At 71.4% G+C, this 26,789-nt stretch carries 24 protein-coding genes and 2 tRNA genes; 18 read left to right on the top strand and 8 right to left on the bottom strand.

What is annotated here, in order from left to right:
- The 5 genes from G6W55_RS32705 to G6W55_RS39070 form a co-directional block, all read left to right on the top strand.
- Positions 1-1,758, top strand: a 1,758-nt coding sequence (locus G6W55_RS32705; protein WP_175524325.1) for a DNA gyrase C-terminal beta-propeller domain-containing protein, incomplete at its 5' end; no start/stop codon positions are given.
- An 18-nt stretch (positions 1,759-1,776) separates the two neighbouring features.
- Complete coding sequence (locus tag G6W55_RS32700; protein ID WP_085211184.1) at positions 1,777-2,505, top strand: DUF3566 domain-containing protein; 729 nt, start codon at positions 1,777-1,779, stop codon at positions 2,503-2,505.
- A 78-nt stretch (positions 2,506-2,583) separates the two neighbouring features.
- Positions 2,584-2,657 (top strand) — tRNA-Ile (locus G6W55_RS32695).
- Between the two features lie 76 nt (positions 2,658-2,733).
- Positions 2,734-3,495, top strand: coding sequence for a hypothetical protein (locus G6W55_RS32690; RefSeq protein ID WP_175524324.1), 762 nt, complete (start codon positions 2,734-2,736; stop codon positions 3,493-3,495).
- 72 nt (positions 3,496-3,567) lie between these two features.
- Positions 3,568-4,980, top strand: a complete 1,413-nt coding sequence (locus G6W55_RS39070) for a PA14 domain-containing protein (RefSeq protein WP_309243859.1) — start codon at positions 3,568-3,570, stop codon at positions 4,978-4,980.
- A gap of 149 nt (positions 4,981-5,129) precedes the next feature.
- Here G6W55_RS39070 and G6W55_RS32675 read toward each other — a convergent pair whose 3' ends face one another.
- Positions 5,130-10,103, bottom strand: a complete 4,974-nt coding sequence (locus G6W55_RS32675) for a hypothetical protein (protein WP_175524323.1) — start codon at positions 10,101-10,103, stop codon at positions 5,130-5,132.
- Between the two features lie 435 nt (positions 10,104-10,538).
- Here G6W55_RS32675 and G6W55_RS32670 point away from each other — a divergent pair, with 435 nt between their 5' ends.
- Together G6W55_RS32670 and G6W55_RS32665 are read left to right on the top strand one after the other, a co-directional pair.
- Complete coding sequence (locus G6W55_RS32670; protein WP_175524322.1) at positions 10,539-11,033, top strand: hypothetical protein; 495 nt, start codon at positions 10,539-10,541, stop codon at positions 11,031-11,033.
- Positions 11,034-11,123: 90 nt separating this feature from the next.
- Positions 11,124-11,309: a ferredoxin gene (locus G6W55_RS32665; RefSeq protein WP_085211175.1), complete on the top strand. Its 186-nt coding sequence runs from the start codon at positions 11,124-11,126 to the stop codon at positions 11,307-11,309.
- A 19-nt stretch (positions 11,310-11,328) separates the two neighbouring features.
- Here the strand turns inward: G6W55_RS32665 and G6W55_RS32660 are convergent, their stop codons facing one another.
- A complete protein-coding gene (locus G6W55_RS32660; RefSeq protein ID WP_175524321.1) occupies positions 11,329-12,138 on the bottom strand; it encodes a glycosyltransferase in 810 nt (269 codons plus the stop codon).
- Between the two features lie 249 nt (positions 12,139-12,387).
- Positions 12,388-12,765: a DUF6344 domain-containing protein gene (locus tag G6W55_RS32655; RefSeq protein WP_175524320.1), complete on the bottom strand. Its 378-nt coding sequence runs from the start codon at positions 12,763-12,765 to the stop codon at positions 12,388-12,390.
- Positions 12,766-13,093: 328 nt separating this feature from the next.
- Here G6W55_RS32655 and G6W55_RS38400 point away from each other — a divergent pair, with 328 nt between their 5' ends.
- On the top strand, positions 13,094-13,222 hold the full coding sequence (locus G6W55_RS38400; protein ID WP_003999697.1) for a DLW-39 family protein: 129 nt from the start codon (positions 13,094-13,096) through the stop codon (positions 13,220-13,222).
- Between the two features lie 260 nt (positions 13,223-13,482).
- The gene (locus G6W55_RS32645) at positions 13,483-14,943 is read left to right on the top strand and encodes a hypothetical protein (RefSeq protein ID WP_175524319.1); all 1,461 of its coding nucleotides are present in this window, start codon (positions 13,483-13,485) and stop codon (positions 14,941-14,943) included.
- Here the strand turns inward: G6W55_RS32645 and G6W55_RS32640 are convergent.
- Both G6W55_RS32640 and G6W55_RS32635 read right to left on the bottom strand, forming a co-directional pair.
- Positions 14,907-16,406: a serine/threonine-protein kinase gene (locus G6W55_RS32640; RefSeq protein WP_175524318.1), complete on the bottom strand. Its 1,500-nt coding sequence runs from the start codon at positions 16,404-16,406 to the stop codon at positions 14,907-14,909. The two genes, G6W55_RS32645 and G6W55_RS32640, sit on opposite strands and share 37 nt — an antisense overlap.
- Before the next feature lie 237 nt (positions 16,407-16,643).
- Positions 16,644-17,192: a DNA-binding protein gene (locus G6W55_RS32635; protein ID WP_030781380.1), complete on the bottom strand. Its 549-nt coding sequence runs from the start codon at positions 17,190-17,192 to the stop codon at positions 16,644-16,646.
- Positions 17,193-17,374: 182 nt separating this feature from the next.
- Between G6W55_RS32635 and G6W55_RS32630 the strand changes: the two genes are divergently transcribed.
- A tRNA-Ala gene (locus G6W55_RS32630) sits at positions 17,375-17,447 on the top strand.
- Between the two features lie 66 nt (positions 17,448-17,513).
- On the opposite strand, the gene G6W55_RS32625 is transcribed toward G6W55_RS32630, so the two are convergent.
- Positions 17,514-18,242 carry a DUF5324 family protein gene (locus tag G6W55_RS32625; protein ID WP_175524317.1) on the bottom strand — a complete coding sequence of 243 codons (729 nt, stop codon included), beginning with the start codon at positions 18,240-18,242 and terminating at the stop codon, positions 17,514-17,516.
- A gap of 315 nt (positions 18,243-18,557) precedes the next feature.
- On the opposite strand from G6W55_RS32625, the gene G6W55_RS32620 reads away from it, so the two are divergent.
- Both G6W55_RS32620 and G6W55_RS32615 read left to right on the top strand, forming a co-directional pair.
- The gene (locus tag G6W55_RS32620) at positions 18,558-19,085 is read left to right on the top strand and encodes a peptidylprolyl isomerase (protein WP_175524316.1); all 528 of its coding nucleotides are present in this window, start codon (positions 18,558-18,560) and stop codon (positions 19,083-19,085) included.
- 154 nt (positions 19,086-19,239) lie between these two features.
- Positions 19,240-20,130: a rhomboid family intramembrane serine protease gene (locus tag G6W55_RS32615; protein WP_175524315.1), complete on the top strand. Its 891-nt coding sequence runs from the start codon at positions 19,240-19,242 to the stop codon at positions 20,128-20,130.
- 298 nt (positions 20,131-20,428) lie between these two features.
- Here the strand turns inward: G6W55_RS32615 and crgA are convergent, their stop codons facing one another.
- Positions 20,429-20,683 carry a cell division protein CrgA gene (gene crgA, locus G6W55_RS32610; RefSeq protein WP_030665812.1) on the bottom strand — a complete coding sequence of 85 codons (255 nt, stop codon included), beginning with the start codon at positions 20,681-20,683 and terminating at the stop codon, positions 20,429-20,431.
- 139 nt (positions 20,684-20,822) lie between these two features.
- On the opposite strand from crgA, the gene G6W55_RS32605 reads away from it, so the two are divergent.
- The 6 genes from G6W55_RS32605 to G6W55_RS32580 are packed head-to-tail and all read left to right on the top strand — an operon-like array spanning position 20,823 to position 25,252.
- Positions 20,823-21,590 carry a DUF881 domain-containing protein gene (locus tag G6W55_RS32605; protein WP_175524314.1) on the top strand — a complete coding sequence of 256 codons (768 nt, stop codon included), beginning with the start codon at positions 20,823-20,825 and terminating at the stop codon, positions 21,588-21,590.
- A 46-nt stretch (positions 21,591-21,636) separates the two neighbouring features.
- Complete coding sequence (locus G6W55_RS32600) at positions 21,637-22,323, top strand: class E sortase (protein WP_175524313.1); 687 nt, start codon at positions 21,637-21,639, stop codon at positions 22,321-22,323.
- A gap of 4 nt (positions 22,324-22,327) precedes the next feature.
- A complete protein-coding gene (locus G6W55_RS32595; RefSeq protein ID WP_078634148.1) occupies positions 22,328-22,537 on the top strand; it encodes a hypothetical protein in 210 nt (69 codons plus the stop codon).
- Positions 22,534-23,172: an aminodeoxychorismate/anthranilate synthase component II gene (locus G6W55_RS32590; RefSeq protein ID WP_078634149.1), complete on the top strand. Its 639-nt coding sequence runs from the start codon at positions 22,534-22,536 to the stop codon at positions 23,170-23,172. Before G6W55_RS32595 ends, G6W55_RS32590 begins: the two co-directional genes overlap by 4 nt.
- Positions 23,169-24,443 (top strand): class E sortase, encoded by a 1,275-nt coding sequence (locus tag G6W55_RS32585; protein ID WP_175524312.1) that lies wholly within the window; start codon positions 23,169-23,171, stop codon positions 24,441-24,443. Before G6W55_RS32590 ends, G6W55_RS32585 begins: the two co-directional genes overlap by 4 nt.
- Before the next feature lie 53 nt (positions 24,444-24,496).
- Entirely contained in the window at positions 24,497-25,252 is a 756-nt protein-coding gene (locus G6W55_RS32580) for a class E sortase (protein WP_078634150.1), read from the top strand.
- Positions 25,253-25,341: 89 nt separating this feature from the next.
- On the opposite strand, the gene G6W55_RS32575 is transcribed toward G6W55_RS32580, so the two are convergent.
- On the bottom strand, positions 25,342-26,789 hold a 1,448-nt coding region (locus tag G6W55_RS32575; protein ID WP_175524311.1), incomplete at its 5' end, for a Stk1 family PASTA domain-containing Ser/Thr kinase.

Raw genomic sequence — 26,789 nt, 5'->3', positions numbered from 1 at the left:
TACCAGGTCAACCCCGACAACCTCGCGCAGAAGATCGCCGACCTGGTGAAGGACGGCAAGATCGGCGGCATCGCGGACGTCCGCGACGAGACGTCCTCGCGGACCGGCCAGCGGCTGGTCATCGTCCTCAAGCGGGACGCGGTCGCCAAGGTCGTCCTCAACAACCTGTACAAGCACACCGACCTCCAGACCAACTTCGGCGCCAACATGCTGGCGCTGGTCGACGGCGTGCCGCGCACCCTCTCGCTGGACGCGTTCATCCGGCACTGGGTGACGCACCAGATCGAGGTCATCGTCCGCCGAACGCGCTTCCGGCTGCGCAAGGCCGAGGAGCGCGCGCACATCCTGCGCGGCCTGCTCAAGGCGCTGGACGCGATCGACGAGGTCATCGCGCTCATCCGGCGCAGCGAGACGGTCGACGTGGCGCGCACGGGCCTGATGGGGCTCCTGGAGATCGACGAGATCCAGGCCAACGCCATCCTGGAGATGCAGCTCCGGCGACTGGCCGCCCTGGAGCGCCAGAAGATCATCCAGGAGCACGACGAGCTCCAGGCGAAGATCACCGAGTACAACGCGATCCTCGCCTCGCCGGTCCGCCAGCGCGGCATCGTCAGCGAGGAGCTGGCGGCGATCGTCGAGAAGTACGGCGACGACCGCAAGACCAAGCTGGTGCCCTACGACGGTGACATGTCCATCGAGGACTTGATCGCCGAGGAGGACATCGTCGTCACGGTCACGCGCGGCGGGTACGTCAAGCGGACCAAGGCGGACGACTACCGGGCGCAGAAGCGCGGCGGCAAGGGCGTGCGGGGCGCGAAGCTCAAGGAAGACGACATCGTCGACCACTTCTTCGTCTCCACCACCCACCACTGGCTGCTGTTCTTCACGAACAAGGGCCGGGTCTACCGGGCCAAGGCGTACGAGCTGCCGGACGCCGGGCGTGACGCGCGTGGACAGCACGTCGCCAACCTGCTGGCCTTCCAGCCGGACGAGGCGATCGCCGAGATCCTCGCGGTCCGCGACTACGAGGCGGCGCCGTACCTGGTGCTCGCCACGAAGGGCGGCCTGGTGAAGAAGACCCCGCTGAAGGATTACGATTCGCCCCGCTCCGGCGGTGTCATCGCGATCAATCTTCGGGAGACGGAGGACGGATCCGACGACGAACTGATCGGAGCCGAACTCGTCTCGGCCGATGACGATCTGCTGCTGATCAGCAAGAAGGCCCAGTCGATCCGATTCACCGCCACGGACGAAACCCTGCGGCCCATGGGCCGTGCGACCTCGGGTGTCAAGGGCATGAGCTTCCGCGAGGGGGACCAGCTCCTCTCGATGAATGTTGTCCGGCCCGGTACGTTCGTGTTCACTGCTACGGACGGCGGGTACGCGAAGCGGACCGCCGTCGACGAGTACCGCGTCCAGGGTCGCGGCGGCCTCGGTATCAAGGCCGCCAAGATCGTGGAGGATCGCGGTTCGCTCGTCGGCGCGCTGGTGGTCGAGGAGACCGACGAGATCCTCGCCATCACGCTGTCGGGCGGTGTGATTCGTACGCGAGTCAACGAGGTCAGGGAGACGGGCCGTGACACCATGGGCGTCCAACTGATCAACCTGGGCAAGCGCGATGCCGTCGTGGGCATCGCACGTAACGCCGAAGCGGGGCCCGAGGCGGAGGAGGTCGACGGTGACGACGCCGTGGACCAGACCGCCGAGGGTGCCGCGACCACCGGCACGGACGAGGGTGACACGCCCTCTGCCGAGTAGCACGAGGAGTGAGTCATCGTGAGCGGAGCCACGGGCGCGGGTACGTCCGCCGGGTCTTCGGCCGGCACGTCTGCCGGCTCGGACAAGGACGGCGGCGGCCGTGGCTCCGCCGCGCCGGTGGGGGACACCCACACGACCCAGCTCAAGGCCATCAAGCCGGGCCCGTCGGACACACAGGGATCCGGGTCCAGGGGATCCCAGGGGGCAACCGTGACGGACGGCCGTGGCCAGGCGCAGCAGCCGCCCTCGCCGCTTCCCGGTGAGCGGCAGCCGCAGGCGCCCACCGGGCCGTACCACCCGCCGCAGGCCTACCCGACCCAGGCGACGCCGCCGGGCACGGTCCGCCGTCCGCGCACGGGGGTCCGCACGACCCCGCGCGTGCGCAAGGCGCGGCTGCGGGTGGCCAAGGCCGACCCCTGGTCGGTGATGAAGGTCAGCTTCCTGCTGTCGATCGCGCTGGGCATCTGCACGATCGTCGCGGCGGCGGTGCTGTGGATGGTCATGGACGCCATGGGCGTCTTCTCCACGGTCGGCGGAACGATCTCGGAGGCGACGGGCTCGAACGAGTCCAACGGCTTCGACCTGCAATCCTTCCTGTCCCTCCCCCACGTCCTGATGTTCACGTCGATCATCGCGGTCATCGACGTCGTCCTCGCGACGGCCCTCGCGACCCTCGGCGCGTTCATCTACAACCTCTCCGCCGGTTTCGTCGGAGGAGTCGAGCTGACCCTCGCCGAGGACGAGTGACTATCGATTTTGGGACTGCCGCGGTCGTGCGCTAATCTTCAGGAGTCAGCGCGCGGGACACACACCGCAGAGCGCGGCGGGGCTATAGCTCAGTTGGTTAGAGCGCATCCCTGATAAGGATGAGGCCACAGGTTCAAATCCTGTTAGCCCCACATGCGAAAGACCCCCGGTCCGTTTGGTCCGGGGGTTTTTGACGTCATCGCTTGTGCCGGAGGAGGAGGGGATGCCGTGGTGTGGGAGGAACTGGTCGCCCGGTACGCGTGGGCTGACCGGGATGAGCTGGAGGCATACACCTTCTCCGTGGTCGCCGGCCGGACCGAGGACGAGGTGATCCGGGCCTTCGGGGGAGACGCGGGCGGGGCGCGCATGATGACTTTCGCCGAGGCGGCGGACGAGCAGGTCATGCATGCCGTCGGCGGACGGGTGGACGGCATGTTCGATCCGTTCGAGCTAGAGGCGGCCTGGGCGGAATCCCAACCGGAGCTGCCTCTCTGGGCCGAGGGTGTCTCCTTTCATATGGAGACCTTGTGCGCCGAATCCTTCGCGCTGGTGGAACGCACCATGGGCGTCCCGGTGGACCCCGCATGGCTCGACACCAGACTCCGCACCGTCCTCCTTGCCTCCCCCCGACACCCTGTTCGAGGACCCGGTGGCGGCATGGAGTCCGTGACAGGCGTGATCCTGCTGCGCTGCCGGGCCACTCGCCTGGTCGACGAGGGCTTTCCCGGGTGGGTTGAGGTGGTGCTCCGCGATGCGCACGGCCGCGTGTGGACGATCGTGGACAAGGGCCCGGTCTTCGGCGGCGCCGGCCTCGGCCCTGAGACGGAATTTCCGGTGGAGGTCACCCTGGAGGGAACCCCGACCGGAGTTGCCGGTCTCGTCAGAGTCTCCACCGATCCGCACCACGTGGCCGCCGAGGACGGGACGGATGAGTTCGAGGTGTTCCCCGAGCAGTTGCTGATCGTCGGAGGCGGCCCACAAGGCTCCTGAACAGGGCAACCATCCTCCCGGGCCGATGGTCTCCACGCTGTAGTTGATCTCTGTACAGCGTGGAAGGGTGCCGTGCGTCAGAAGAGTTTGGTGGTTGCCGTGGTCGTCGGTGGGATGGTGGCCGTCGTGCCGCGGGTGGCGGTTGCGGCCGATGTCGGTTGTTCGGCGAATGTGTACAAGCGGACGTTCTACAAGAACACCTCGTTCTCGGGTTCGCCGGTGCGGACCGGCTGTGACAGTGCGATCAGTGAGAGCTGGGCGGGCAGTCCGGGGTCCGGGGTGCCGTCGAACAAGTTCGGGGTGCGCTGGTCGGTGACGCGGGACTTCGGGTCCGGTGGGCCGTTCACGTTCGCCGCGTCCGGCACCGACGGCATCCGGGTCTACCTGGACGGCAAGCGGAAGATCGACCTGTGGAAGAACACCGGTGACACCTCCCGCTCCAAGAGCGTGAACCTCACCGTCCCCGCCGGCAAGCACACCCTGCGCGTCGATCACGTGAACTGGTCCGGCGCCGCCAAGGTCAAGTTCTCGTACACGCCCCGGACTTCGGCGACGTACGACAAGGTCAAACCGCTCGCGCCGACCGGGGTGAAGACCGCCTACGACACCAAGTCCCGCAGGACGACCGTGTCCTGGGGTGCCAACAAGGAGATGGATCTCGCCGGGTACACGCTCTACCGGCGGCCCGTCGGGTCCGGGACCTGGACCAAGGTCGCCGCGACGAGCGCCCGCAGTCACACCGATCCGCTGGTGAATCCCGACGACCGGACGGCCTACTACTACGAGGTGCGGGCCCGGGACAAGGCCGGTAACAGCTCGGGCGGGAGCGCCGATGTCGTCGTCCGTCCGCTGCCCGTCGTCGCTTCGCTGAGCGGCAGTTACGACAAGGCGACCGGCAAGGTCACCCTGAAGTGGCCGCAGAACACCGAGCCGCACTTCGACCACTACACGGTGCTCAGCAACGACAAGGTGGACGGCAGCTACCAGTGGGTGCCGCTCGGGACCACCAAGGGCAACACCTGGACCACCGGGCCGGTCGTCGCCGACGGCGAGTGGGGGCACTACCGCGTCCTCGTCACCAACGACGGCGGTACGACCACCTACAACCCGGCCTGGCTCGACGCCACCGCCACCAACGAGCTGTGGCTGGAGATCCCCGACGGCATCGCCCCGTACTACGCCCCGGACAGCCTGAGCCTCGGTTCGTGCGTGGACGGGGTGCGGGCCACCGTCTCCGACTCCACGCCCGCGCCCATCCGGGACTTCATCGGGTTCGAGATCGAGCGGCGTGAGGCGGGGACCGAGGCGTGGACGGTCGTTCTGCATCAGGGGTACGACCCGCGCGCCTTCACCGCCATGGCCTCCGTGTGCGACGTGCTGCCGGCCGACGGGCGGACCTATGAGTACCGGGCCCGCAGCTACGACGCTGCCGGGAACTACTCGCCGGCCACCGAGCTCCGGACCGTGACCCGGCCCGTGGGCTGACCGGTGAGCTGACCGGGCGCCGGGCATGCAAAAGGCCCGGTCGCTGGCGACGGGGGATGCACCAGCGACCGGGCTATGGCCAAGGCTAACAAGGGTGCTTGATCATCGGGAGGCGACTGCTCGGGCCGATGGGGCAGTTGTGATCGGGATCACTTCTCCCGGCTCTCGTCGCACGGAGGATCGTACGAGAGCCGGGGCAGGTATTCATGCCACTTCTCGGGGGTCAGAACGTTCCGGGTGGTGGCGCAGATGCGGGTGATGGCCTCGTCGACGTCGAGGTTCCAGAGCCGGACCGTGTCCGCGCCGCTGGAGACGCCGAGCATGCGGGTGTGCGGGCTGAAGGACAGGAAGTTGCCGGTCTTGGCGTTGGGGCTCATCGACTGGCCGATGGGCGCGGCGTCGGAGGGCGTGGAGACGTTCCACAGCCGGACGGTGTTGTCGTTGCCGCCGCTGGCCAGCGTGTCGCCGTCCTGGCTGAACGTCAGGGAGACGACCGCCTCGGTGTGACCGGTGAGCGGTTCGCCCAGCCGGGTCGCGTGCGCCGGGTCGGCGATGTCCCAGAGGCGGACGGTGTCGTCGTCGCTGCCGCTGGCCAGGGTGTGTCCGTCGGGGCTGTACGCCAGGGAGTTGACCGGCCCGAGATGGCCGGTGAGGGGGGCGCCCAGCGGGGTGGCGTGCGCCGGGTCGGTCACCTTCCACAGCCGGATCGCGCCGTCCGCGCTGCCGCCGATCAGGGTGCGGCCGTCGGGGGTGAAGAGCAGCGAGTCGACGAAACCCCGGGGCCCGGTGAGGGGCTCGCCCAGCGGGGTCGGCCGGCCCGGGTCGGTGACGTCCCAGAGCTGGATGGTGCGGTCCTCGTACGCCGTGGCGAGGGTGCGGCCGTCCGGGCTGTAGGCCAGCGCCTCGGGGCCCATGAAGCGGGTTTTGAGACGGATGGGCGGGCCGGCCGAGACCGGGCGGACGGGGTCGGTGACGTCCCACAGGTACACCGCGCGGCTCGCCGTCAGGATCGCCAGGGTGCGGCCGTCGGGGGAGAAGGCGAGGGAGCGGTCGCCGCCGTCGGCGGGCATGAACGGCGTGCCGAGCGGGCGGGGCCGGTCCGGCTCCTCGACGTTCCACAGCCGGATCCGGCCGTCGCGCGCGGCCGTGGCCAGGACCGTGCCGTCCGGGCGGAAGGCGCCGCCGCGGCCGATCATGTCCGACGTCGGGATCGACCACAGGCGGACCTTGTTGTCCCCGCTGCCGGTGGCGAGGGTGCGGCCGTCGGGGCTGAAGCCCAGGGCGTACATCTCGCCGCTGCTGCCCGCGAGCGGCTCGCCGACCTGCGAGGGGTACTTCGGGTCGCTGACGTTCCACAGGCTCGCGGTGCTGTCCGCGCTGGCGGCGGCGAGCATCGAGCCGTCGGGGCTGAACGCCACCGACCACACGGGCCCCGTGTGTCCGGTGAGGTTGGTGCCCAGCCGGGTGGCGTGCGCCGGGTCGGTGACCTTCCACAGCCGGACGGTGTCGTCCGCGCTGCCGCTGGCCAGCGTGCGCCCGTCCGGGCTGAAGGCGACCGAGTGCACGGTCCCGTCGTGGCCGGTCAGCGGCTTGCCGAGCGGTGCGGGACGCCGTGGGTCGGCCGTGTTCCACAGCCGTACGGTGCTGTCGTCGCCGCCCGCCGCCAGGGTCCGTCCGTCGGGGCTGAACGCCAGGGACCGCACCGCGGCGGTGTGTCCGGTCAGGGCGCCGATCCCGGCCGGGCGGTCCCGGTCGGTGACGTCCCACAGCCGGACCGTGCCGTTCTCCCCCGCGGTGGCCAGCGTGTGCCCGCCGGGGGCGAAGGCGAGCAGGTAGATCGTGCCGTCGTCGCCGGTCAGCGGCTCGCCGAGCGGCTCGGGCCGGGACGGATCGGCCAGGTCCCACAGGCGTACGGTGCCGTCGTCGCCGGCGCTGGCGAGGGTACGGCCGTCGGGGCTGAACACCGCGCTGCTCACCCAGCTCGTGTGGCCGAGGAGCGGTCCGCCGAGCGCCTTGGGCCGGGACGGGTCGGTGACGTCCCACAGCCGGACCGTGCGGTCGTAGCTGGCGGTGGCCAGGAGTCTGCCGTCCGGGCTGAACGAGGTGAGGTACACCGCGCCGGTGTGGCCGAGCAGCGGGGTGGCCAGGGGCGCGTTGACGATCGATATGAGCCGGTTCCTGGCGCCCTCGTCGCCGGGCCGCAGCCGGTGGGCGACCAGGTCGAGCTGGGCGGAGAGCGACGGGTCGGTGTACTGGACGCGGTCGGCCTCGGCGACGACCTGCTCGAACACGGCGTCGTTGCGCTGCTGCCAGGCGACCACCGCCGCGCCGACGGCCAGCACGGCGAGCACGACCAGCGCCGACACCGCGGCCCGGCCGATCCACACGGTGCGCCGGCGCAGCCGTACCGAGGCGGCCAGGAAGTCCATCGCGCTGCGGGTCAGGAAGGTGTCGCCCGCCGACTTCGCCCAGGTGCGGGCCTGTTCCAGCCGCGAGCCGCGGTAGAGGAGGGAGGAGTCGCGGTTCGACCCCTCCCAGGAGCGGCCGTCCTCCTCGAGCCGCTGGCGCAGCAGATGGTCGCTGCGGTCCTCGTCGATCCACTCCCGCAGCCGGGGCCAGGCGGTCAGCAGCGCCTCGTGGGTGATCTCCACGGACTCCGCGTCCAGGGTGACCAGCCGGGCCCTGACCAGCGCCTCCAGCGACTCCTCGGTCTTGCCGGGGTCCGTGGACTCCGCCGCCAACTGACGGCGGGTGCCGCGCCGCCGGGTGGCCTGGGTGTCCTCGCCGAGCCGGACCAGGCGGAGCAGCAGCAGCCGGGCGGCGGTGCGGGCGGCCGGGTCCAGCCCCGACCAGGCCCGCTCGGCGGTCGCGGCCACCGCGCCCTGGATGCCGCCGGCCGCCCGGTATCCGGCCAGGGTCAGCCGGCCGGCCTTGCGGCGCTGCCAGGTGGCGAGCAGGGCGTGCGAGAGGAGGGGGAGCACACCGGCGTCGTGCGCCCCGCGCGGGCCGTCGGCGCTGACCTCGCGGACGATCAGCTCGGCGAGGCCCGGCTCCAGCTCCAGGCCGACGGCCTTGGCGGGGCCGGTGACCGCCTCGCGCAGCTCGCCGGCGGTCAGCGGGCCGAGGACCATGTGGCGGTGCTGGAGGGCGTCGGCGAGTTCGGGGTGGCCGAGGCACTGCTCGTAGAAGTCGGCGCGGATCCCGAGGACGACCAGCACGGGGGCGTCCTCGCCCGGTCCCGACGGGGTGCACGCGGCGTGCAGCGCCCGGATGAGGGTGCGGCGGTCCCGCTCGTCGGGGCAGAGGGTGAACGTCTCCTCGAACTGGTCCACGATGACGACCGGCCGCGCCCCGGAATCCGCCTCCACCCGCCGAGCCCAGGCGACGACGGCCGCGCGGATGGCCTTGGCGAAGGCGGGGGTGCCGGGGATCGGCGTGGGGGTGGGCGCGGCTTCCGGGGCAGGGTCGGGGTGGGTGACCTGTGCGGGTACGCCTTCCGGGCGCGGGCGCGGGCTCGGGTTGTCAGGGGTCGGCGAGTGCGGGGGTGCGGCCTCCGGGTTCGGGCCGGGGCGGCGCGGGCCCTCCGCGGGCACGGCCTTCGGGCGCAGGCCGGCGTGCGAGCTAGGGGTGCCGGGGGTCGGCGAGGGGTTCGCGCTGGGGCGCGGGCTCGACGTGCCAGGGGTGGGCACGGCTTCCGGGTCGGGGCCGGGGTGGGTGCTCTGTGCGGGTACGTCTTCCGGGGGCAGGCTGGGGCGCGGGCTCGGCGTGTCGGGGGTCGGTGAGGGGATGGACACGGTCTCCGCCCTCGGGCCGGGGCGGCGCGGGCCCTCCGCCGGCACGACCTGCGAGCGCAGGCCGGGGCACGAGCCCGGGGTGCCGGGGTCCGACGAGGGGGCGGGCACGACCCCGGTCTCCGGGTCCGGGCCGGGGTGCGGGCCCTCCGCGGGCGCCGTCTCCGGGCGCAGGCCAGGGCGCGGGTCCGAAGTGCCGGGGGTGCCCGAGTGCGAAGGCAGGGCCTCGGGGCTCTGGCCGGGTCGCGGGCCCTCCCCGGGTACGGCCTCGGGGCGCGGGCCGGGTCGCGCGCCCGCTGCGGGCAAGGTCTCCGGGCGCAGGTCGGGGTGCGAGCCCGACGTGCCGGGAGTCGGTGAGGGCAGGGCTTCCGGGCTCGGGCCGGGACGTGAGCCCTGCGCGGGCGCGGCCTCGGGGCGCGAGCCGGGGTGCGAGCCCGAAGTGTCGGGGGTCGGCGAGGGGACGGTCTCCCGGTCCGGGCCGGGGCGGCGCGGACCCCCGGCGGGCACGGCTTCCGGGGTTTGGCCGGGGCGGCGCGGACCACCCGCGGGTACGCCCTCTGGGTACGAGCCGGGCCGCGAGCCCCCCGCTCCCCGCAGCGCGTCCCCCGTCCCCAGCAGTGGGCCCAGTTCCGGGATTCGTGCCGCCAGTTCCGTCAGGGGGTCGGCGCCCGGGACGAACTGGAGGACGTGGCGGCCCGGGCAGTCCTCGTCACCGAGCCCGCCCTTCTGGAGCGCGGGCACCAGACCGGCGCTGAGCAGCGACGACTTACCCGTCCCCGACGCGCCCACCAGCATGACCAGGCCGCCCGTGCCCTCCGCCGCCCGCAACTGCGCGACCAGCGCCTCCGTGCTGCCCTCGCGGCCGAAGAACCAGCGGGCGTCCTCCTGCCGGTAGGAGGCCAGACCCCGGTAGGGGCAGACCCCGCCGGGCACCGCCGCGTCCCCTTCCGCGGGCTCCTTCTCCGGGTCCGCCGCGGCGGACTGCTCACCGACCGGACCGGCCAGCGCGCGCTCCCACAGCCGCTGCCAATGCGTCATGTCGTACAGCCCGGCGGAGACGGGGGTGGGCCGGGCGCGGCGCGCCTCGGGGATCAGTACGTAGAGGACGGCGGCGAGCGCGGCGAACTGGGCCGGGACGTTCCGGGCCCGTCGCCAGTCGCTGATCCGCTGGGCGGAGACCCGCACCGGACGTCCGCGCTCGTCCACCCGCTGGAGCCGGACGACGGCCTCGGAGACCCGTTTGAGCGGCGGGTTGCCGGCTTCCTTGTACAGCAGCGCGAGACGTTCCGCGAAGGCCGTGCGTGCCCCTGAGTCGAAACTCAAGGTCTCCACCCCTTACTTCCCCCGCGCCTTGGATCCGGACCGGAAAACCCACCTTATACGGCTGACCTGCGGCTTAGGCCCGGACCGGACACCGGAACCCTCCTCGCGACGCGCCTGGACTGGCAGGATCGCGACAGGTATCCCAACGCCACCCGCACCGTTCGGCAGCGGTCCGCACGAGGGGAGGGACCGGTTCCGAACGGTGTGGCGTGCGTGGGTTCCCCACGGTGGCCCGGGCCGTCCGTCCGACCGGATCGACGGCCCGGCACCGCTGGAACCAGAGCGCTACCCACGCCCCACGCGCCTCACGCGTGCACTTCTCGCCACCCTTCTCGGCACCTTTCCGGCACCCCTTTCTGCATCCGGTCCCGCACACGCCCTGGATAGCTGACGGACCGTCAGATATGGTCGCCGTGCCGTGCCCGTTCGGAAGGGGTGAGCGCCATGGAGTCCCGTCAGACGCGTCGGATCCGGCCCGAGAGCCCGCGGCCGCCGGGCCCGCCCCGCTGGGCCGCGATGTTCTACGACCCCGCCTCCTCGTCCTGGCTGCTCGGCGCCGAGTCGCCGGACCGCGGACCCGTGCTGTACGCCGTCGGCGAGATGACCCAGGCCGGCCGGACCCGGGGGGGCGAGGTGACGGTGGAGCTGTGGGGGCCGCGGGAGGGCGCGTGGCACCGCTTCGAAGCGCCCACGCCCACCCCCACGCCCATGTCTGCTGCCGCGCCCGAGCGCGAGGCGGCCCCCGCCTCCCCCGGCAAGCTCGCCGAGCGTATGGAGGACCGCCGTCACCAGGTCCTCATGGCGGGCCTCGGCCGGGCCGGACTCCACGATCTCGCCCCGGACGACGTGACGGCCGTACGGACCCTGGTCGACGGCGTGGACGAGACGACCCTGCGCAGGATCGCGCACTGGCTGGACTTGGCCGGTTCCGGACGCTGACCGGCACCGGCGGGCACCGGCCCGGTTGCCGGAGCGGCCCTACGGGCAGGCACGTCCTGACGGTCTCCGCAGTCGCCTCCGGGAGGGCACATGAGGATCTCCGTGGACCCCGAGCTGTGTTACGGCTCGGGCGAGTGCGCCTACCGGGTGCCGTCCGTCTTCACCGACGAGGACGGGTTCGGGGCCGTGCTGCCGGGCCGTGAGCAGGAGGGCGACGACCCGGAGGTGCGCGAGGCTGCCGAGCACTGCCCGGCCCAGGCCATCCGCGTGACGTGAGCCATCGCAGGCGGGGGCGTCAGGCGGGGGCCGCTTGTGGGGCCACCGTCGGACCGGCGTGGTGCCAGCCGAAGGACGCGAGCGCGCGGGCCCTGGCCTCCACCACCGCCATGCGCGCCCGCCGTTCCACCGGGTCGGTGTGCGCGGCCTGCCCGGTCACCTGCCCCTCCCACTTGCGGTAGAGCAGTCCGACGTCCGCGGAGAACCAGCCGCGGCTCACCGCGTCGAGCGCGATCAGCAGCCCGGTGTCCTCGGAGGCGGGCAGCGCCATCCAGCCGCCGAGCGCGGTCAGCAGCTCCCGCCGGACACAGAGCGACGCGGGGTGCACGGGAGCGCGGAAGTCGTGGGCACGCCAGTACGACAGAACGTTTCCGCGCTCCAGCGGCCCATGGGCCGGATCACCGGGGAAGCCGACGGTGGAGCCGTCCGGCAGCAGGTCCAGGACCCGGGAGACCGCCCAGCCGATGTCCGGATGCCGCTCCAGCGCGGCCAGATCGCGGGCCAGTGCGCCGGGGGTGAGCCGGTCGTCGGCGTCCAGGACCTTCACGTAGGCGCCCTCGGCGTGCGCGAGCGCGAGCGTGCGGGCGACGCCGGGTCCACCGGGACGGCCCTGGCGGAAGGTCACGCGGGGGTCGTCGGGGACGTACGGGCGGACGTCGTCCGTGGTGCCGTCCTCCTGTATCACCCAGTGCCACTCCCAGCCCTCGGGCAGCTCCTGCGCGCACAACGACGCGTAGGAGTCGGGCAGATGGCGGCCGGCGGGGGCGTGGACGGCGGTGACGACGACGATGCGCCGACGGGTCGCGGAATCGTCGTGGGCCTCGGACACGGGTGTCAGCCTACGGCTCCGCGCGGGAGCGCCGGCCGGCGGGACCGTCCGAGGAAAAGGTTCAGGCCGTGTGTACGGAAGGGGAGTTGGGCGTGGCGAAGGCCCGGTTGCTCCGCGGGGAGCTGCCGGGCCTGCATCGTGCGGCTGTACGCAAGTTCGCCGTTTCCGTCGTGTCCGTCAGGTGGGTGCAGCAGGGTCTGTCAGGTCTGCCGGATGTGTCCGTGGGGACAAGGGGCCGTGCCCGCGGGGTCAGCGCTTCAGGGGTGTGGCGGGGTCCGAGGGCTCGGCCGGGTCCTCGGAGGCGTCGGGGGAGCAGGACTCCGACTCGGTGTCGACGAGGGGGCGGTTTCGGCAGCTCGGGGACTTGCCGTGGGCCTCGGCGCGGATGCGCTGCTTCATCGTGGGGGGCAGGGACCGGGTGTTCAGCCGTTCCCAGGGGACCAGGGCCGGCCAGTTCGCGGTGGGTGCGACGGCGGCGCCGGTGGCGCTCTCTCCGTCGGTCCGCGTCGGGCCGGTCTGCGCGGCGGCGGTCGGCGCGGTCGTCGTGACGATTCCGAGCGCCGCGAACAGCGCGAGGAAGGCGGTGACGATGGTGGTCCACAGCTTCATGACCCGGTTCGCGGTCATGGCCCCTCACTTTCAGGTTGGGCGATTTGCGTACTTTCCTCATGATGTGTATGCGGAGCGCGAAGTGGTGGACCGACGCTCGTGGCGTGGCGTTGTTCCGATGAACACCACCCGTATGGGCGCAAAGGCGAAGAAAAGCGGTAAATCAGGCCCAAGTGACCGTCCGTGGGGATGTGATCACCCTCCGATCGGAGCGGTGTCGTCCGCTTGTACTGCGGCCTCGAAGGCGGCAGTTGGGCGGCCGGACGCAGGTCACCGATCGATATCGGTCGGTGTGTATAGTCGGGCGCCAGAGGTCCCCTACGTCAAGGAAAGACGAGGTAGCGCGGTGAAGAAGCTTCTCCTGGTCGCACTGGCCGCCATCGGCGGGCTCCTCGTGTACCGCCAGATCCAGGCGGATCGCGCCGAGCAGGATCTGTGGACGGAGGCGACCGACTCCGTGCCCACGGGTTCGTGACTTACGACACCGAGAACTGATACCGGACCCCGGCCGCCCTCGCGGTCGGGGTTTTGTGTTGTCCGGGTGTTGTCGGGCGTTGTCCGGGGCCTGCGCCACCCGGGTGGTCGGCTCCGGGGCGGGCACTTCCCGGGTTGCGCGGCCCGTGGGCCCCGGTTAGAGGGGGACGTTTCGGACGCTCGTACGGAATGCGCGGGTGCGGGCCGGGGCGGCGGGGCAGGATGGCCCACGTTCGGTCGAGGGCGAGGGGGCGGGTTCGCATGACCCGGCGAGGAGCGGCCGCACGGATCGCGGTCCTGCGGAGTGCCGTAGTCGTGATGGTGTGCGGCGCGTCGGTGGTGGCGTTGCCCGGTTCCGTGGCCGTGGCCGCGCCGGACGTCCCGGCGTACGCCTTCGCCGACGACGTCCGCCGCGCCGAGCCGGCCACCGACACCGGCGACGCGGTACGTCTGGAGCCGGGCTCGACCTACCGCAGCTCGCTCCCGCACGGCGTCGGCACAGGCAGCGGCGACGGCAGCGGTGACGGGACCGAGTCGGGCGGCAAGGTCTACTACCGCCTCGAACTCGACGCCGCCTCCACCGCGTACGTCTCCGTCACCGCGATCCCCCGCCCCGGCGCCGCACTCGCCGTGGGGGACGGCATCGGGGTCGCCGTGCAGAACGCCGACGGGACCTCCTGCTCCTACGACTCCGCGACCGTCGGCACCTCGCGGAGCCCGCGGCCGATCACCGCCTGGGCGGCGCGCGAGATCCAGCCCGGGCGGGGGCTGTGCCAGGAGGCGGGCACGTACTACGTCGTCGTAGAGCCGGTGGGTACCGGTTCGAGCGGGTCGGGCACCGGATCGGGCGGTTCGGGTGACGACACGTGGGACCTGGAGATCGCGCCCGTCTCCGAGCCGCCCGTCGCGAAGGGCGCCTCCACGAACGTGCCCGGCACCTGGAACTCCGCCACCCCCGCGCCCCCGACCGGCGAAGCGGAATCCGTGCACGGCGGCGCGGGCTTCACCGAGGCGGCGGCCGTGGCGCAGGGCGTCTGGGACGACGAGATCGTCCCCGGCCAGACCCTCTTCTACCGGGTCCCCGTCGACTGGGGCCGCCAGCTCTACGCCTCCGTGGAGGTGGGCAGCGGCCGCAAGAGCTCCGGATTCGTGGTCGACGCCCTGGACCTCACCCTCCACAACCCGGTCCGCGCCAAGGTGGAAGAGGTCGGCGTCGGCTACGGCGGAACCCAGAAGTCGGCCGCCCTGGCCCCCGCCCCGCCCGTGCGCTACGCCAACCGGTACGCCCCGGCCAACCCGACCAAGAACCTGCGCTTCGCCGGCGACCACTACCTCGTCGTCCATCTCGCCGCCGAGGTGGCCGACGCGTTCGGGGACGGCCCCTACGGGCTGACCCTGCGCGTCCGGCTCGGCGGGAGCGCGCAGCCGGGGCCCGGGTATCAGGGGCGGGCCGTGCCGAACGGCGTCTTCGGCAAGGACTCGGGCATCGCCGCGCCGACCGGGGCCGGACTCGGGGACCTGAAGGACCGCACGCGGGCCGCGTCGCCGGCGGACGGGGACGCCACCATGCGGGCGGTCGCCGCGGCCGGCTTCGGCACCGGGACCGCGCTGCTGCTCGTACTCGGCGGCTGGACGCTCGTCGGGAGGCGCCGGGCCGCCGCCTCGGCCTCCGCCTCCGCCGCCGGTCAGATGCGGGTCAGCGCCCAGAACCCGACGCCGTAGCAGGCCAGCGCCAGCAGCAGCAGCGGCACGGCGACCTTGAGCGGCGGGCCGGGACGCGACCGCCGTTTCGCGCGTCGCCCGCGTCGCCGCGGCCCGACGGCCACCGGTGCGGTCACCGGCGTTGCGGCGGGCGTCGCGGAGGGCGCGTCCTGGGCGGTGTACGACGCCGTGGACGGATCGGTCCGCTGCACGGGCGCCCGGCCGGGCAGCACGAAGGTGGCCTCGTGGGGCGCGACCGTGAGCGCGGGCGCCGGGGTCGCCTGCGGGGGCGGCAGCAGGAAGCTGCCGGTGTCGGACATGGACGGCGCGGGGGGCGAGGCGGGGTCCGAGGGCCGTGCGGGTGTGCCCCGAGGGTCGCTGCGGGGAGGTGCTTCCGGGCGCTCCGGGACCGATCCCGTGCCCGGAGGGGCAGGCGGGGGCGGTGGTACGGGGCGGGCGGGCACGGGCGTCGCGAAAGGGGTCGACGTGGGCGTCGGCGGTGGCGTGGTCGGGGCGGCGGGCAGCGGCACGGACCCCGTGGACCCGGTGCCACCGATGCCCGCGCCGGTGTTCATGCCGTTCGGCGGACGGAGAACCGCCGGTTTCAGCGGGCCGTCGGGACCGAACCCCTTCGGCAGGGGCCCGATCTGGTCGAAGATCTCGATCAGCTCGTCGTCGGGCCCGGGTTCCGGGAGCAGTTCGACGGCCGCCGCGAGCGCCTTGCGCGCCCCGGTCGCCGTGCGGAAACGGTCCTCCGGGTCCGGCTGGAGCAGGGCCGCCACGACCTGCCACAGCGGCTCGGGGATGCCCTTGGGGGCGCCCGGGGTGCCGTGTTCCGTGAAGTACTGGACGAGCGCCTTGGCGTCGGGCTTCGCGCCCTCCAGGAGATAGAGGGCCACCAGGCCGACGGCGAACAGGTCGGCCGGGAAGGCGGGTTCGGAGCCCATCATCTGCTCGGGGGCGAGGTAACCCGGCGTCCCCACCACGAGGTTGGTCTCGGTCAGCCGCGGTTCGCCGAGCCGCATCGCGATGCCGAAGTCGGACAGCCGCAGCCGGGGGCGGGCGGTGCCGGTGGCCTCCAGGAGCAGATTGGCCGGCTTGATGTCCCGGTGCACCACGCCCTCCGCGTGCACGGCGGCGAGGCCGGACAGCAGTTGGTCGAGCAGGGTGCAGACGAACCCGGGCGGCAACGGGCCGTAGTCCCCGACGAGATGGACCAGGGAGCCGCCGCCCACCAGGTCCATGGTGAACAGGACCTTGTCGTCGTCGGCGGCCCAGCTCGCGGGCGCCAGGACATGGGGATGGTCGATGCGCAGCGCCTGCTCGCGGACGAACCGCAGCAGGGTGTGGGCGTCGCTCTGCTGGAGCACCTTGGCGGCCACGTAGCGGCGGCGGCGGTGGTCCCAGGCGCGCCACACGGCGCCGACCCCGCCGCGCCCGATCGGGTCGGCCAGTTCGTACCGGCCGGCGAAGACCTCACCCATGGCAGTGCGTCGCCCCTCCCCTCGGGCTCGGATGCCCCTTGTTGTTCCCCTCGCTACCCCTCGACGGACGGTACGACCCCCGTGCCCCCGAGGCATGCGATTCCCCGTGTACCCGTGTCCCCGAAATCCCCCGGATCCCCCGTGTTCCCCGGATCCCCCGTATCTCCAGGTCCCCCGTGTCCCCCGTGTTCTCGACTCACCGGCTGCCGAACCCCCTTCGGCGGCCGGGGCGAGGGGTCAGCCCTGGTGGGACTGGTAGTGCGTGACCGCGTCCGAGGTGCGGCCGGCGCCGTACACCCGGAGGAACTCCGCCAGTTCGGGGTGGGTGGGTGCCAGGGTGTCCGCGGCGTCGATGATGTCGCCGGCGGCGGCCACCGAGCGCAGCAGCGACTGGATCTCACGGACCACCCGCTTGACCGTGGGCGCGCCCGAACTGCTGGTCGTCGACGTGGTGTTGCTGAGCACCGAGCCCCCCTGCGACTGCTTGATCTCGTCCATCCGCTCGGTCGCCTCGGCGGCGCTGACACTGCCGTCCGCGACCTGTCCCGCCAGATCCTGGAGCAACTGCACGCGCTGCACCACGGCCGGGTTGCCGATCTTCGCCCGCTGACCGCTCATCAACTGGGACAGCATCGGCGCCGACAGCCCCAGAACCCCCGCCAGGCGGGCCTGGTTGAGGCCGAGATCGTCGATCAACTTACGGAAGAGCGCCCCCAGCGGCTCCCCGTACCAGTTCCGCTGGAGCTCCCGCGCTCTCGCGGTCGCTTCCTGCTGTGCGGCGTCCATTGCGTCTCCCCATCGCTTCCCCAGAACATCCACGGTTCGCTGTAGCGAACCACGACGAGCATCCTACGGAGAGTGGTCATCCGCGGGGAGCCCAATCCTTTTGCGAGATACCCCCGGTGACCCGGTACTCTGGTCTCCGGCGCCCGCCCGGTACACCCTTCCACCGGCCGGACGTCCCTTCCGGGGCCTTAGCTCAGTTGGTAGAGCGCTGTCTTTGCATGGCAGATGTCAGGGGTTCGACTCCCCTAGGCTCCACAAAGAAACGCCCTCCGAACTGCGGAAACGCAGTTTCGGAGGGCGTTCTTCGTGAGGCGGGGCGGGTCAGTTCTTGTCGTCGTCGCGGTGGGACGCCTCGTCCTCGGCCTGTTTGGCCTGGACCTCGGGGTCGAGGACCGTGGTGTCGCGGCTGCCGTCGACCGAGGAGAGGCCGCCGGAGGCGGGCATCTCGGTGGCGGCCGGGGGTTCGACCAGCCAGTCCGGGTTGGCCTGCTTGTCCCACCACTTCCAGGCGGCGAAGGCGCCGCCGGCGACCGCGCCGACCACGAGCAGGACCTTGGCGACCCGGCCCGCCCGTGCGCGCCGGCGGTGCTTGCGCACCAGCTTCTCGATCTCCTTCGGGGTGACCTGGCCGCGCAGCGCGGCCACGGCGGCCACCCCGCGGGCGGTGGCCTCGTCCACCACGGGCGCGGCCGCGGCCACGGCCTGCTCGATCTTGGGCTTGGAGTACTCGGCGGCCTGACGGGAGTATTCGGCGGCCTGGCGCGCGGCCACCCGGGTCCGGGCGGCGGCCTCCTGGGCGACCAGGTCGACCTTCGACGGGACATGGGCCCTCGCCTGCTCCAGCCGGGGCGCGACATGGGCGTCGTACTGGACGCGGGCCTGTTCGGCGGCCTGCGACACCTTGGGCGCGAGTCGTACACGGGCTTCCTGCGCGTACAGCGCTGCCCTCTCCTTGGCCGTGTCGGCGTAGGGCGCCACCACTTCCGCGGCGTGCAGCACGCTGTCCTTCGCCGAGCCGGTCGCGGCGCGCACGCTGTCGATGCGGGTCACGGGTTTCCTCCTCCTCGGTGGCGTTACGTTGATTCGACTTTCCACCCTTTTACGGATCATGCCTGCCGTGGCCCGTCCCGGCATGCAGGGACGGGCATCCGGGTGCCGATCCCTGTGATAGCGGGTGAATCCGGGGCAACTGAGGGGTAACAGGGAGCTTGTCGTCGACACAGCCGACAATGCCACGGATCGGCTCCGCCCGCTCCTGTCCGGGCCGACCGCACGGCACTTTTCGGCGCGCGGGCGGATCGGCCACCGTACGAATCCGGCCGTGCGAGTATCGGGGGGATCACAGGAAGACATCGGAGGCACACCGTGGCCGAGCAGTTGTACGCCACCCTCAGGACCAGCCAGGGCGACATCGAGATCCGGCTGTTCCCGGACCACGCCCCGAAGACGGTCCGCAACTTCGTCGAGCTGGCCACCGGGGGGCGTGAGTGGGTCCACCCGGCCACCGGAGAGCGGTCCCAGGGCAAGCTCTACGACGGCACGGTCTTCCACCGGGTGATCAGCGGCTTCATGATCCAGGGCGGTGACCCGCTGGGCAACGGCACCGGCGGGCCCGGCTACCAGTTCGAGGACGAGTTCCACCCGGACCTGCGCTTCGACCGGCCGTACCTGCTGGCCATGGCCAACGCGGGGCCGGGCACCAACGGCTCGCAGTTCTTCATCACGGTCTCCCCGACGGCCTGGCTGAGCCGTAAGCACACCATCTTCGGCGAGGTCACCGACGCGGCGAGCCAGAAGGTCGTGGACGCCATCGCCGACGCCCAGACCAACCCCCGCACCGAACGCCCGCTGCACGACGTGGTCATCCACTCGGTGACCGTGGAGAAGCGGTGACCGTGGAGATCCGGTGGCTGCGGAAGGCCCGGTGACTGCGGAAAGACGGGCGCGCTGACGGGAACGAAAGCGCCCATCGGGAACCAAACGCACCCGCCCGTCCGTACAGAGAGCGGGGCCCTTCCCGCCCCGACCGACCACCCGGGGGGAGCCCATGGACCAGGCGCCAGGCAACCGGCGGGACGACGCGCACCACAGCCTGCCCGGCTGCTACCGCCACCCGGACCGGGAGACCGGCGTCCGCTGCACCCGCTGCGAGCGTCCGATCTGCCCGGAGTGCATGGTCAGCGCGTCCGTCGGCTTCCAGTGCCCGTCCTGCGTCCGGGACGGCTCGGGCACCGGGCACTCCCCGTCGGCGTCCATGCCGCGCACCCTCGCCGGGGGTGCGGTCGCCGCCGATCCCCGGCTGATCACCAAGATCCTGATCGGGATCAACCTCGCGGTGTTCATCGCGATCAAGGTGCGGCCCTCGCTGCTGGACTCCCTGGTCCTGGTCGGCCAGTGGCCGCCCTTCCCCTTCACGCCCACCCAGGGCGTGGCGGAGGGCGAGTGGTACCGCTTGATCACCTCGGCCTTCGCCCATGAGGCGATCTGGCACTTCGCCTTCAACATGCTCAGCCTGTGGTGGCTCGGCGGCCCCCTGGAGCAGGCCCTCGGCCGGGCCCGCTATCTGACCCTGTTCCTGGTCTCCGGCCTGGCCGGCAGCGCCCTGAGCTATGTCCTGGCCTCGCCGAGCACCGCCACCCTCGGCGCGTCCGGCGCGGTCTACGGCCTGTTCGGCGCGATGGCCGTCCTGATGCGCCGGCTGCGCCAGGACATGCGGCCGATCATCGCCCTGCTGGCGATCAACCTGGCCCTCACCTTCGGGGTGAGCGGCATCTCGTGGCAGGCCCATGTCGGCGGCCTGGTCGCGGGTGTGGTGATGAGCTACGGCATGGTCCACGCCCCGCGCGAGCACCGGTCCCTGGTGCAGTTCGGGACCTGTGCGCTGGTGCTCGCGGTGGTGTTGGGGGCGACGCTCCTGAGGACCCTCCAGCTCACCTGAGCACCCGTTGTCCACAGTCCGTGGCGAATCTTGTGCACAACGTGCGGGAACAGCAGTGCCCCCTGTCACCGACCCGTGTTTCCGCAGGTCAGGCAGGGGGCGAACGTGTTTTCGAGTGGCGGTGACAGCCGGTAGTTACGTCACACCGGCGTCAACCTTCGATGAGTTATCCACAGATCGTCTTTCTTTTCCCCATGTGGAAAACCGCTGTGGATAACTCAGCGAACAGCCCTGGGCAGAGCTGGCGCAGCCGACCGCTCGGCAGGTCACCGAGCAGGTCGCCGAGCAGGTGGGGCGGCTACTTCCACTGGGTGGAGACGCCGAACCCGGCCGCGATGAAGCCGAAGCCGACGACGATGTTCCAGTTGCCGAGCTGGTCGATGGGCAGTGAGCCGTCGGTCACATAGAAGACGACGATCCAGGCCAGCCCGATGAGGAACATCGCCAGCATCACCGGCGCGACCCAGGCACGGTTGGTCAGCTTGATCGCGGTCGCCTGCTTCGCCGGCGGCGGCGTGTAGTCGGCCTTCTTGCGGATACGTGACTTCGGCACGAGGGTCTCTCCTGTCGATGCGCTGCGTGGCCGCGCAGGTGCTGGTCGGGCTCGGGGGCTGCGTACTAGGGGACTGAAGGGCTCCCCCGGGCGTCCGTTAGCGTAGTGCTTCTACGGCGCCGAAGGAGATAAGGGTACGTTGAGCAATTCTGCCGACTCCCCCGGGACGGGTTCAACGCCCCGTTTCCGTCCTGTGCGCCTGCTCACGGCCGGAGTCTTCGCGCTGGCCGGTCTGCTCTTCATGACCAGCTTCAACACCGCCAAGGGCACCAACCTGCGCACGGACGCCTCGCTGCTGAAGCTCTCGGACCTCATCCATGAGCGCAGCCAGAAGAACGGCGACCTGGACGAGTCCAACGCGACCCTGCGCGACCAGGTGGAGTCCCTGGCCAAGGACGGCGACGGCAGCACCACCGCCGAGGACGAGAAGCTCGCGGGGCTGGAGCGGGCCGCGGGCACCGATCCGCTCAAGGGCGAGGCGATCACCGTCACGCTCAACGACGCCCCGCCGGACGCCACCGCCAAGCTCCCCGGCTATCCCGAGCCGCAGCCCGACTACCTGGTCATCCACCAGCAGGACCTCCAGGCCGTGGTGAACGCGCTCTGGCAGGGCGGCGCCGAGGGCATCAAGGTCATGGACCAGCGGCTGATCTCCACCAGCGCCGTGCGCTGCGTCGGCAACACCCTGATCCTCCAGGGCCGGGTCTACTCACCGCCGTACACGATCCAGGCGGTCGGGAACCCGCAGAAGCTCCAGAAGGCGCTGGCGCAGTCCCCGGCGATCCAGAACTACATGGTCTACGTCAATGTCTACGGCCTCGGCTGGAAAGTCACCGAGGACGGGGCGGTGACTCTGCCGGGCTACTCGGGCACAGTGGATCTGCACTACGCGAAGCCCGTGGAGTAGAAGTCCATGGAGTAGAAGCACCTTTCCGGACCTTCTGGAGCCGCCGGTGCGGGTGATCGTCAGGACGTTCAGCGAACTGTGTGTCACCGTGGGCGCCGTCATCGTGCTCTTCGTCGTCTACGCGCTGTTCTGGACCGGCGTCCGCGCCGACAGCGCCATGGACGACCAGATCCACGACCTCCGCGACCAGTGGGCCCGGCAGGAGCCGGACCCCACCGCCGCTGACCCCGCCCCCAGCGCCACCCCGCCGCCGCCGCCGTACCGGGACGGACGGCCTTTCGCGATCATGTACATCCCGCGGCTCGGTTTCACGTGGAACAAGCCGGTCCTCGAAGGCACCTCGACCGCCACCCTGAAGAAGGGCCTCGGGCACTACGCGGGCACGGCCCGGCTCGGGGGGACCGGCAACTTCTCCGTCGCCGGCCACCGCCGCACCTACGGCGACCCGTTCAAGGACTTTCCGCGGCTCAGACGGGGTGACGCGGTGGTGCTCACAGACGGCACGACCTGGTTCACGTATCGGATCGACAAAGGGCCCTACAAAACCGTCCCCTCGGACATCGAGGTGATTGACGCTGTGCCACGTAAGTCGGGGTATACGCGTCCGGGCCGGTATCTGACGCTGACCACGTGCGATCCCGAATGGGGGCACAGTCACCGGCTGATCGTCTGGGCGCACCTGGACTCGACCCAGCCTGTGGAGGCAGGCCAACCCAAGGCCCTGCGCCGTTAGTCTGGTGACGTACGGCGTGAGTCAGGTGCCGTGGTGCGACGGAAGGGACGGCATGTACGGCTGGATCTGGCGGCATCTGCCGGGAAACGCCTTCGTGAGGGCGCTGATCTCTCTCGTGCTGATACTCGCTGTCGTATATGTCCTGTTCCAGTACGTCTTTCCGTGGGCCGAACCGCTGCTTCCCTTCAACGATGTGACGGTGGACAACCAGTGAGCGCGCGCATTCTCGTCGTGGACAACTACGACAGCTTCGTCTTCAACCTGGTCCAGTACCTGTACCAACTGGGCGCCGAGTGCGAGGTCCTGCGCAACGACGAGGTCTCCACCGGCCACGCCCAGGACGGGTTCGACGGCGTCCTGCTCTCGCCCGGCCCCGGTACGCCCGAGGAGGCCGGGGTCTGCATCGAGATGGTCCGGCACTGCGCGGCCACCGGTGTCCCCGTCTTCGGCGTCTGCCTCGGCATGCAGTCCATGCAGGTCGCGTACGGCGGGGTGGTGGACCGGGCGCCGGAGCTGCTGCACGGCAAGACCTCGCCGGTGGAGCACGAGGGCAAGGGCGTCTTCGCCGGGCTGCCGTCCCCCTTCATCGCGACCCGCTACCACTCGCTGGCCGCGGAGCCGGCGACGGTCCCGGCCGAGCTGGAGGTCACGGCCCGCACCCACGACGGGATCGTCATGGGCCTGCGCCACCGCGAACTGCCCGTCGAGGGCGTCCAGTTCCACCCGGAGTCGGTGCTCACCGAACACGGGCACCGGATGCTGGCCAACTGGCTGGTGGAGTGCGGCGACCAGGGCGCGGTGGCGAGGTCGGCGGGGCTCGCCCCGGTGGTGGGCAGGGCCACGGCGTGACCGCGCTGCGCCCCGAGCGCGAGGACGCGTACGGCACCGCTCCGTACGCGTCCTACGGCGGCGAGCGGTACGGCGCGGATCCGTACGGGGGTGCTCCCTACGGCGGTGACGCACAGGGCGGTGACGCGTACGGCGGGGCCGCGCAGGGCGGTGCTCTGTACGGCGGTACGGCGTACGGGGACGGTACGTACGGCGGGCAGACGGGCGCGGTCGGGCAGGGCGGGCAAGTCGGCCAAGTCGGCCAAGGCAGCCAGGTCGGGCAGCAGCCGCGCGCCAGGGAGTCGTACCGCGGGGAGACCTACCGCGGGGAGGCGTATGCGCCGCCGCCCGCCGACGACGAGACCGTGGCGCTGCGGCTGCCGGAGCCCCCGCCCGCCCCGTACCGCGGCGCGCCCAGATCCGCCTCTGACGCCCGGACGGGCTCCGCGGCCGACGGAACCGCCGACGGCGGACGCGCGGCCCGCAGAAAGGCGGCCAAGGGCCGTCACGGCCGTCATGGGGGCGCGTCCTCGGCCGCGCACGACCCCCTGGACCCGTCCGCGCCGGGCGAGCGCCCCCTGTCGAGGATCGAGGCGCGTCGGCGGCAGCGGGCGCGCAAGCCCAGCCCGGCGGTCGTCGCGAGCCGGGCGGTCGGTGAGGTGTTCATCACCACCGGCGTGCTGATGCTGCTGTTCGTCACCTACCAGCTCTGGTGGACCAACGTCCGCGCGCACGCGCAGGCCAGCGCGGAGGCCGACAGCCTCCAGGACGACTGGGCGAGCGGCAAGGGCAACCCCGGCACCTTCTCGCCGGGTCAGGGCTTCGCGATCCTGCACATCCCCAAGCTGGACGTGGTGGTGCCCATCGCGGAGGGCGTCAGCAACAAGAAGGTGCTCGACAAGGGCATGGTCGGGCACTACGGCGAGGACGAGCTGAAGACCGCCATGCCCCAGGACAAGACCGGCAACTTCGGCCTCGCGGGGCACCGCAACACGCACGGCGAGCCCTTCCGGTACATCAACAAACTGAGCGCGGGCGACCCGATCGTCGTGGAGACGCAGGACGAGTACTTCGTCTACAAGATGGCCTCGATCCTGCCGGTGACCTCGCCCAGCAACACCAGCGTGCTCGACGCGGTGCCGGCGGGCTCCGGATTCACCGGGCCGGGCCGGTACATCACGCTCACCACCTGTACGCCGGAGTTCACCAGCAAGTACCGGATGATCGTCTGGGGCAAGATGGTCGAGGAACGGCCGCGCAGCAAGGGCAAGCCGGATGCGCTGGTCCAGTAAGAGGCTGGTCCGGTAAGAGCCTGTACCAGGGCTTCGAGTAGGGGCAGAGGATCGTGGCAGCGACCACCGACGACACCGACAACGCGGCGCACACCGACACGCCCGCGTCCGCACCGGCGCCGCGGCGCCGCAGGGGCGGGAAGATCGCGTTCGCGGTCAGCGTCTTCGGTGAACTCCTCATCACGGCCGGGCTGGTGCTCGGTCTGTTCGTCGTCTACTCCCTGTGGTGGACCAACGTCGTCGCCGACCGCCACGCCGACCGGCAGGGCGACAAGGTGCGCGACAACTGGGCCAGGGAGGACACCGGTCCGGGGGCGCTGGACACCAAGGACGGCATCGGCTTCCTGCACGTGCCGGCCATGAGCGGCAAGGAGGTGCTGGTCGAGAAGGGCACCACGTCCGCCGTCCTCAACGACGGCGTCGCCGGCTACTACACCGAGCCCCTCAAGGCCACGCTGCCCACCACCGGCAAGAAGGGCAACTTCACCCTCGCCGCCCACCGCGACGGCCACGGCGCGAAGTTCCACGACATCGACAAGCTGGAGAAGGGCGACCCGATCGTCTTCGAGACGAAGGACGACTGGTACGTCTACAAGGTCTTCGCCGTCCTGCCCGAGACCTCGAAGTACAACGTCGAGGTCCTGGGCGCGATCCCCAAGGAGTCCGGCAAGAAGAAGGCCGGCCACTACATCACCCTGACCACCTGCACCCCGGTCTACACGAGCCGCTACCGCTACGTGGTCTGGGGCGAACTGGACCGAGTGGAGAAGGTCGACGCGAACCGCACGCCGCCCAAGGAACTCGGCTGACGCGGAGCGTCGGAGCACGCGGAGCACAAGGGAAGGGCCCCACCGGACGCATCCGGTGGGGCCCTTCCTCACTGTGCCTGCCCGTGCGGTCAGCCTCCGGTGTTTCCGCCGAAGAGTCCGCCGCCGTTGCCGCCGTTGTTCCCGCCGCCCTTGACCGCGATCAGGTTGACGGTCTGGCCCCGGTTGACCTGGGTGCCGGGGGCCGGGTCGGAGTTGAAGACCGTGGCGTCGTCGTCCTGGGAGCCGGTGATGGTGCCGACGGTCAGGCCCGCGTTCTGGATGGCCTGCTTGGCGTCCTTGAGGCTCATGCCCTGGAGGTTGCCGGGTACCTGGGTCTGGGTGCTCTTGCCGATCTGGATCTGGACCGTGGAGCCCTTGTCGGCCTGGGAGCCGATGGACGGGCTGGTCGAGATGACCTTGCCGACCTGGTTCTGGTCCTGGGTGTCGACCTCGACGCAGTTGCCGGTCAGGTTGTTCTGCTGCATCTGCGCCTTGGCCTCGTCACAGGACTTGCCCGAGACGTCCGGCACGGTGGCCTTCTCCACGGCCTTGGCGATGGTCAGGGTGATGGTGGTCCCCTTCTCCACCTCCTTGCCGGAGATCGGGTTCTGGTCGAGAACCGTGTTGGGTTCGTCCGAGGTCGTCTCCCGGGTCTTCGTCTCGACCTTGAACTGGTAGTCGTCGCCTTCCAGTTTCTGCTTGGCCTCGTCCAGGTCGACGCCGATCACGTTCGGGACGGCCACCTTCGGCGCCCCGGTCGAGACGACGAGGTTGACGGTGTCGCCCTTGTTGACGTTCTGGCCGGCCGCCGGATCCTGCGAGCAGATATTGCCCTTCGGCTGGTCCTCGCAGGGCTTCTCGACGAAGACCGGCTTCAGGTCGATGTTCTCGGCCATGGTCTTGGCCTCGGCCTGGGTGCGGCTCACGAAGTTCGGCGCGGCGAACGGCTTGTCCGCCGCCTTGCCGCTGAAGGCCCACTTGCCGATCAGGATCGCGCCGACCAGCACCAGGACCGCCGCCACCACCAGCAGGATCGTCGAGGTGTTCGACTTCTTCTGGCGGCGTCGGTCCGGGCGGTCGTCGTAGCCGTAGCCGCCGTCGTCCGGGTTCATGGGCGGCAGCATCGACGTGGCGCCGGCCTCCGCCTGGCGCAGGGCCGTGGTGGCCTGGTCGTCGCCGTAGCCGGCGTAGCCGACCGAGCCCATCGCCGCCGTCGCCGCGACCGGCTGGCCGTCGAGGCACGCCTCGATGTCCGCGCGCATCTCGTCGGCCGACTGGTAGCGGTAGTTCGGGTCCTTGACCAGCGCCCGCAGGACGATCGAGTCCATCTCCGGGGTGATCTCGGGGTCGAAGACGCTCGGCGGCTGCGGCTCCTCCCGCACGTGCTGGTAGGCCACGGCCACCGGGGAGTCGCCCACGAACGGCGGGCGGACCGTCAGCAGCTCGTAGAGCAGGCAGCCCGTCGAGTAGAGGTCCGACCGCGCGTCGACCTGCTCGCCCTTGGCCTGCTCCGGGGAGAGGTACTGGGCGGTGCCGA

The organism is Streptomyces sp. CAI-85 (genome assembly GCF_013363615.1).
Taxonomy (GTDB): Bacteria; Actinomycetota; Actinomycetes; order Streptomycetales; family Streptomycetaceae; genus Streptomyces; species Streptomyces antibioticus_B.
This window is presented reverse-complemented; position numbering and strand designations above follow the sequence as displayed.

Excerpts from the sequence above, each read along its gene's own strand:
- G6W55_RS32640 (WP_175524318.1), bottom strand. The coding sequence starts at position 16,406 with ATGGGTGAGGTCTTCGCCGGCCGGTACGAACTGGCCGACCCGATCGGG.
- G6W55_RS32665 (WP_085211175.1), top strand. The coding sequence starts at position 11,124 with ATGAGGATCTCCGTGGACCCCGAGCTGTGTTACGGCTCGGGCGAGTGC.
- G6W55_RS32615 (WP_175524315.1), top strand. The coding sequence starts at position 19,240 with ATGGACCAGGCGCCAGGCAACCGGCGGGACGACGCGCACCACAGCCTG.
- G6W55_RS32655 (WP_175524320.1), bottom strand. The coding sequence starts at position 12,765 with ATGACCGCGAACCGGGTCATGAAGCTGTGGACCACCATCGTCACCGCC.
- G6W55_RS32635 (WP_030781380.1), bottom strand. The coding sequence starts at position 17,192 with ATGGACGCCGCACAGCAGGAAGCGACCGCGAGAGCGCGGGAGCTCCAG.
- G6W55_RS32670 (WP_175524322.1), top strand. The coding sequence starts at position 10,539 with ATGGAGTCCCGTCAGACGCGTCGGATCCGGCCCGAGAGCCCGCGGCCG.
- G6W55_RS32645 (WP_175524319.1), top strand. The coding sequence starts at position 13,483 with ATGACCCGGCGAGGAGCGGCCGCACGGATCGCGGTCCTGCGGAGTGCC.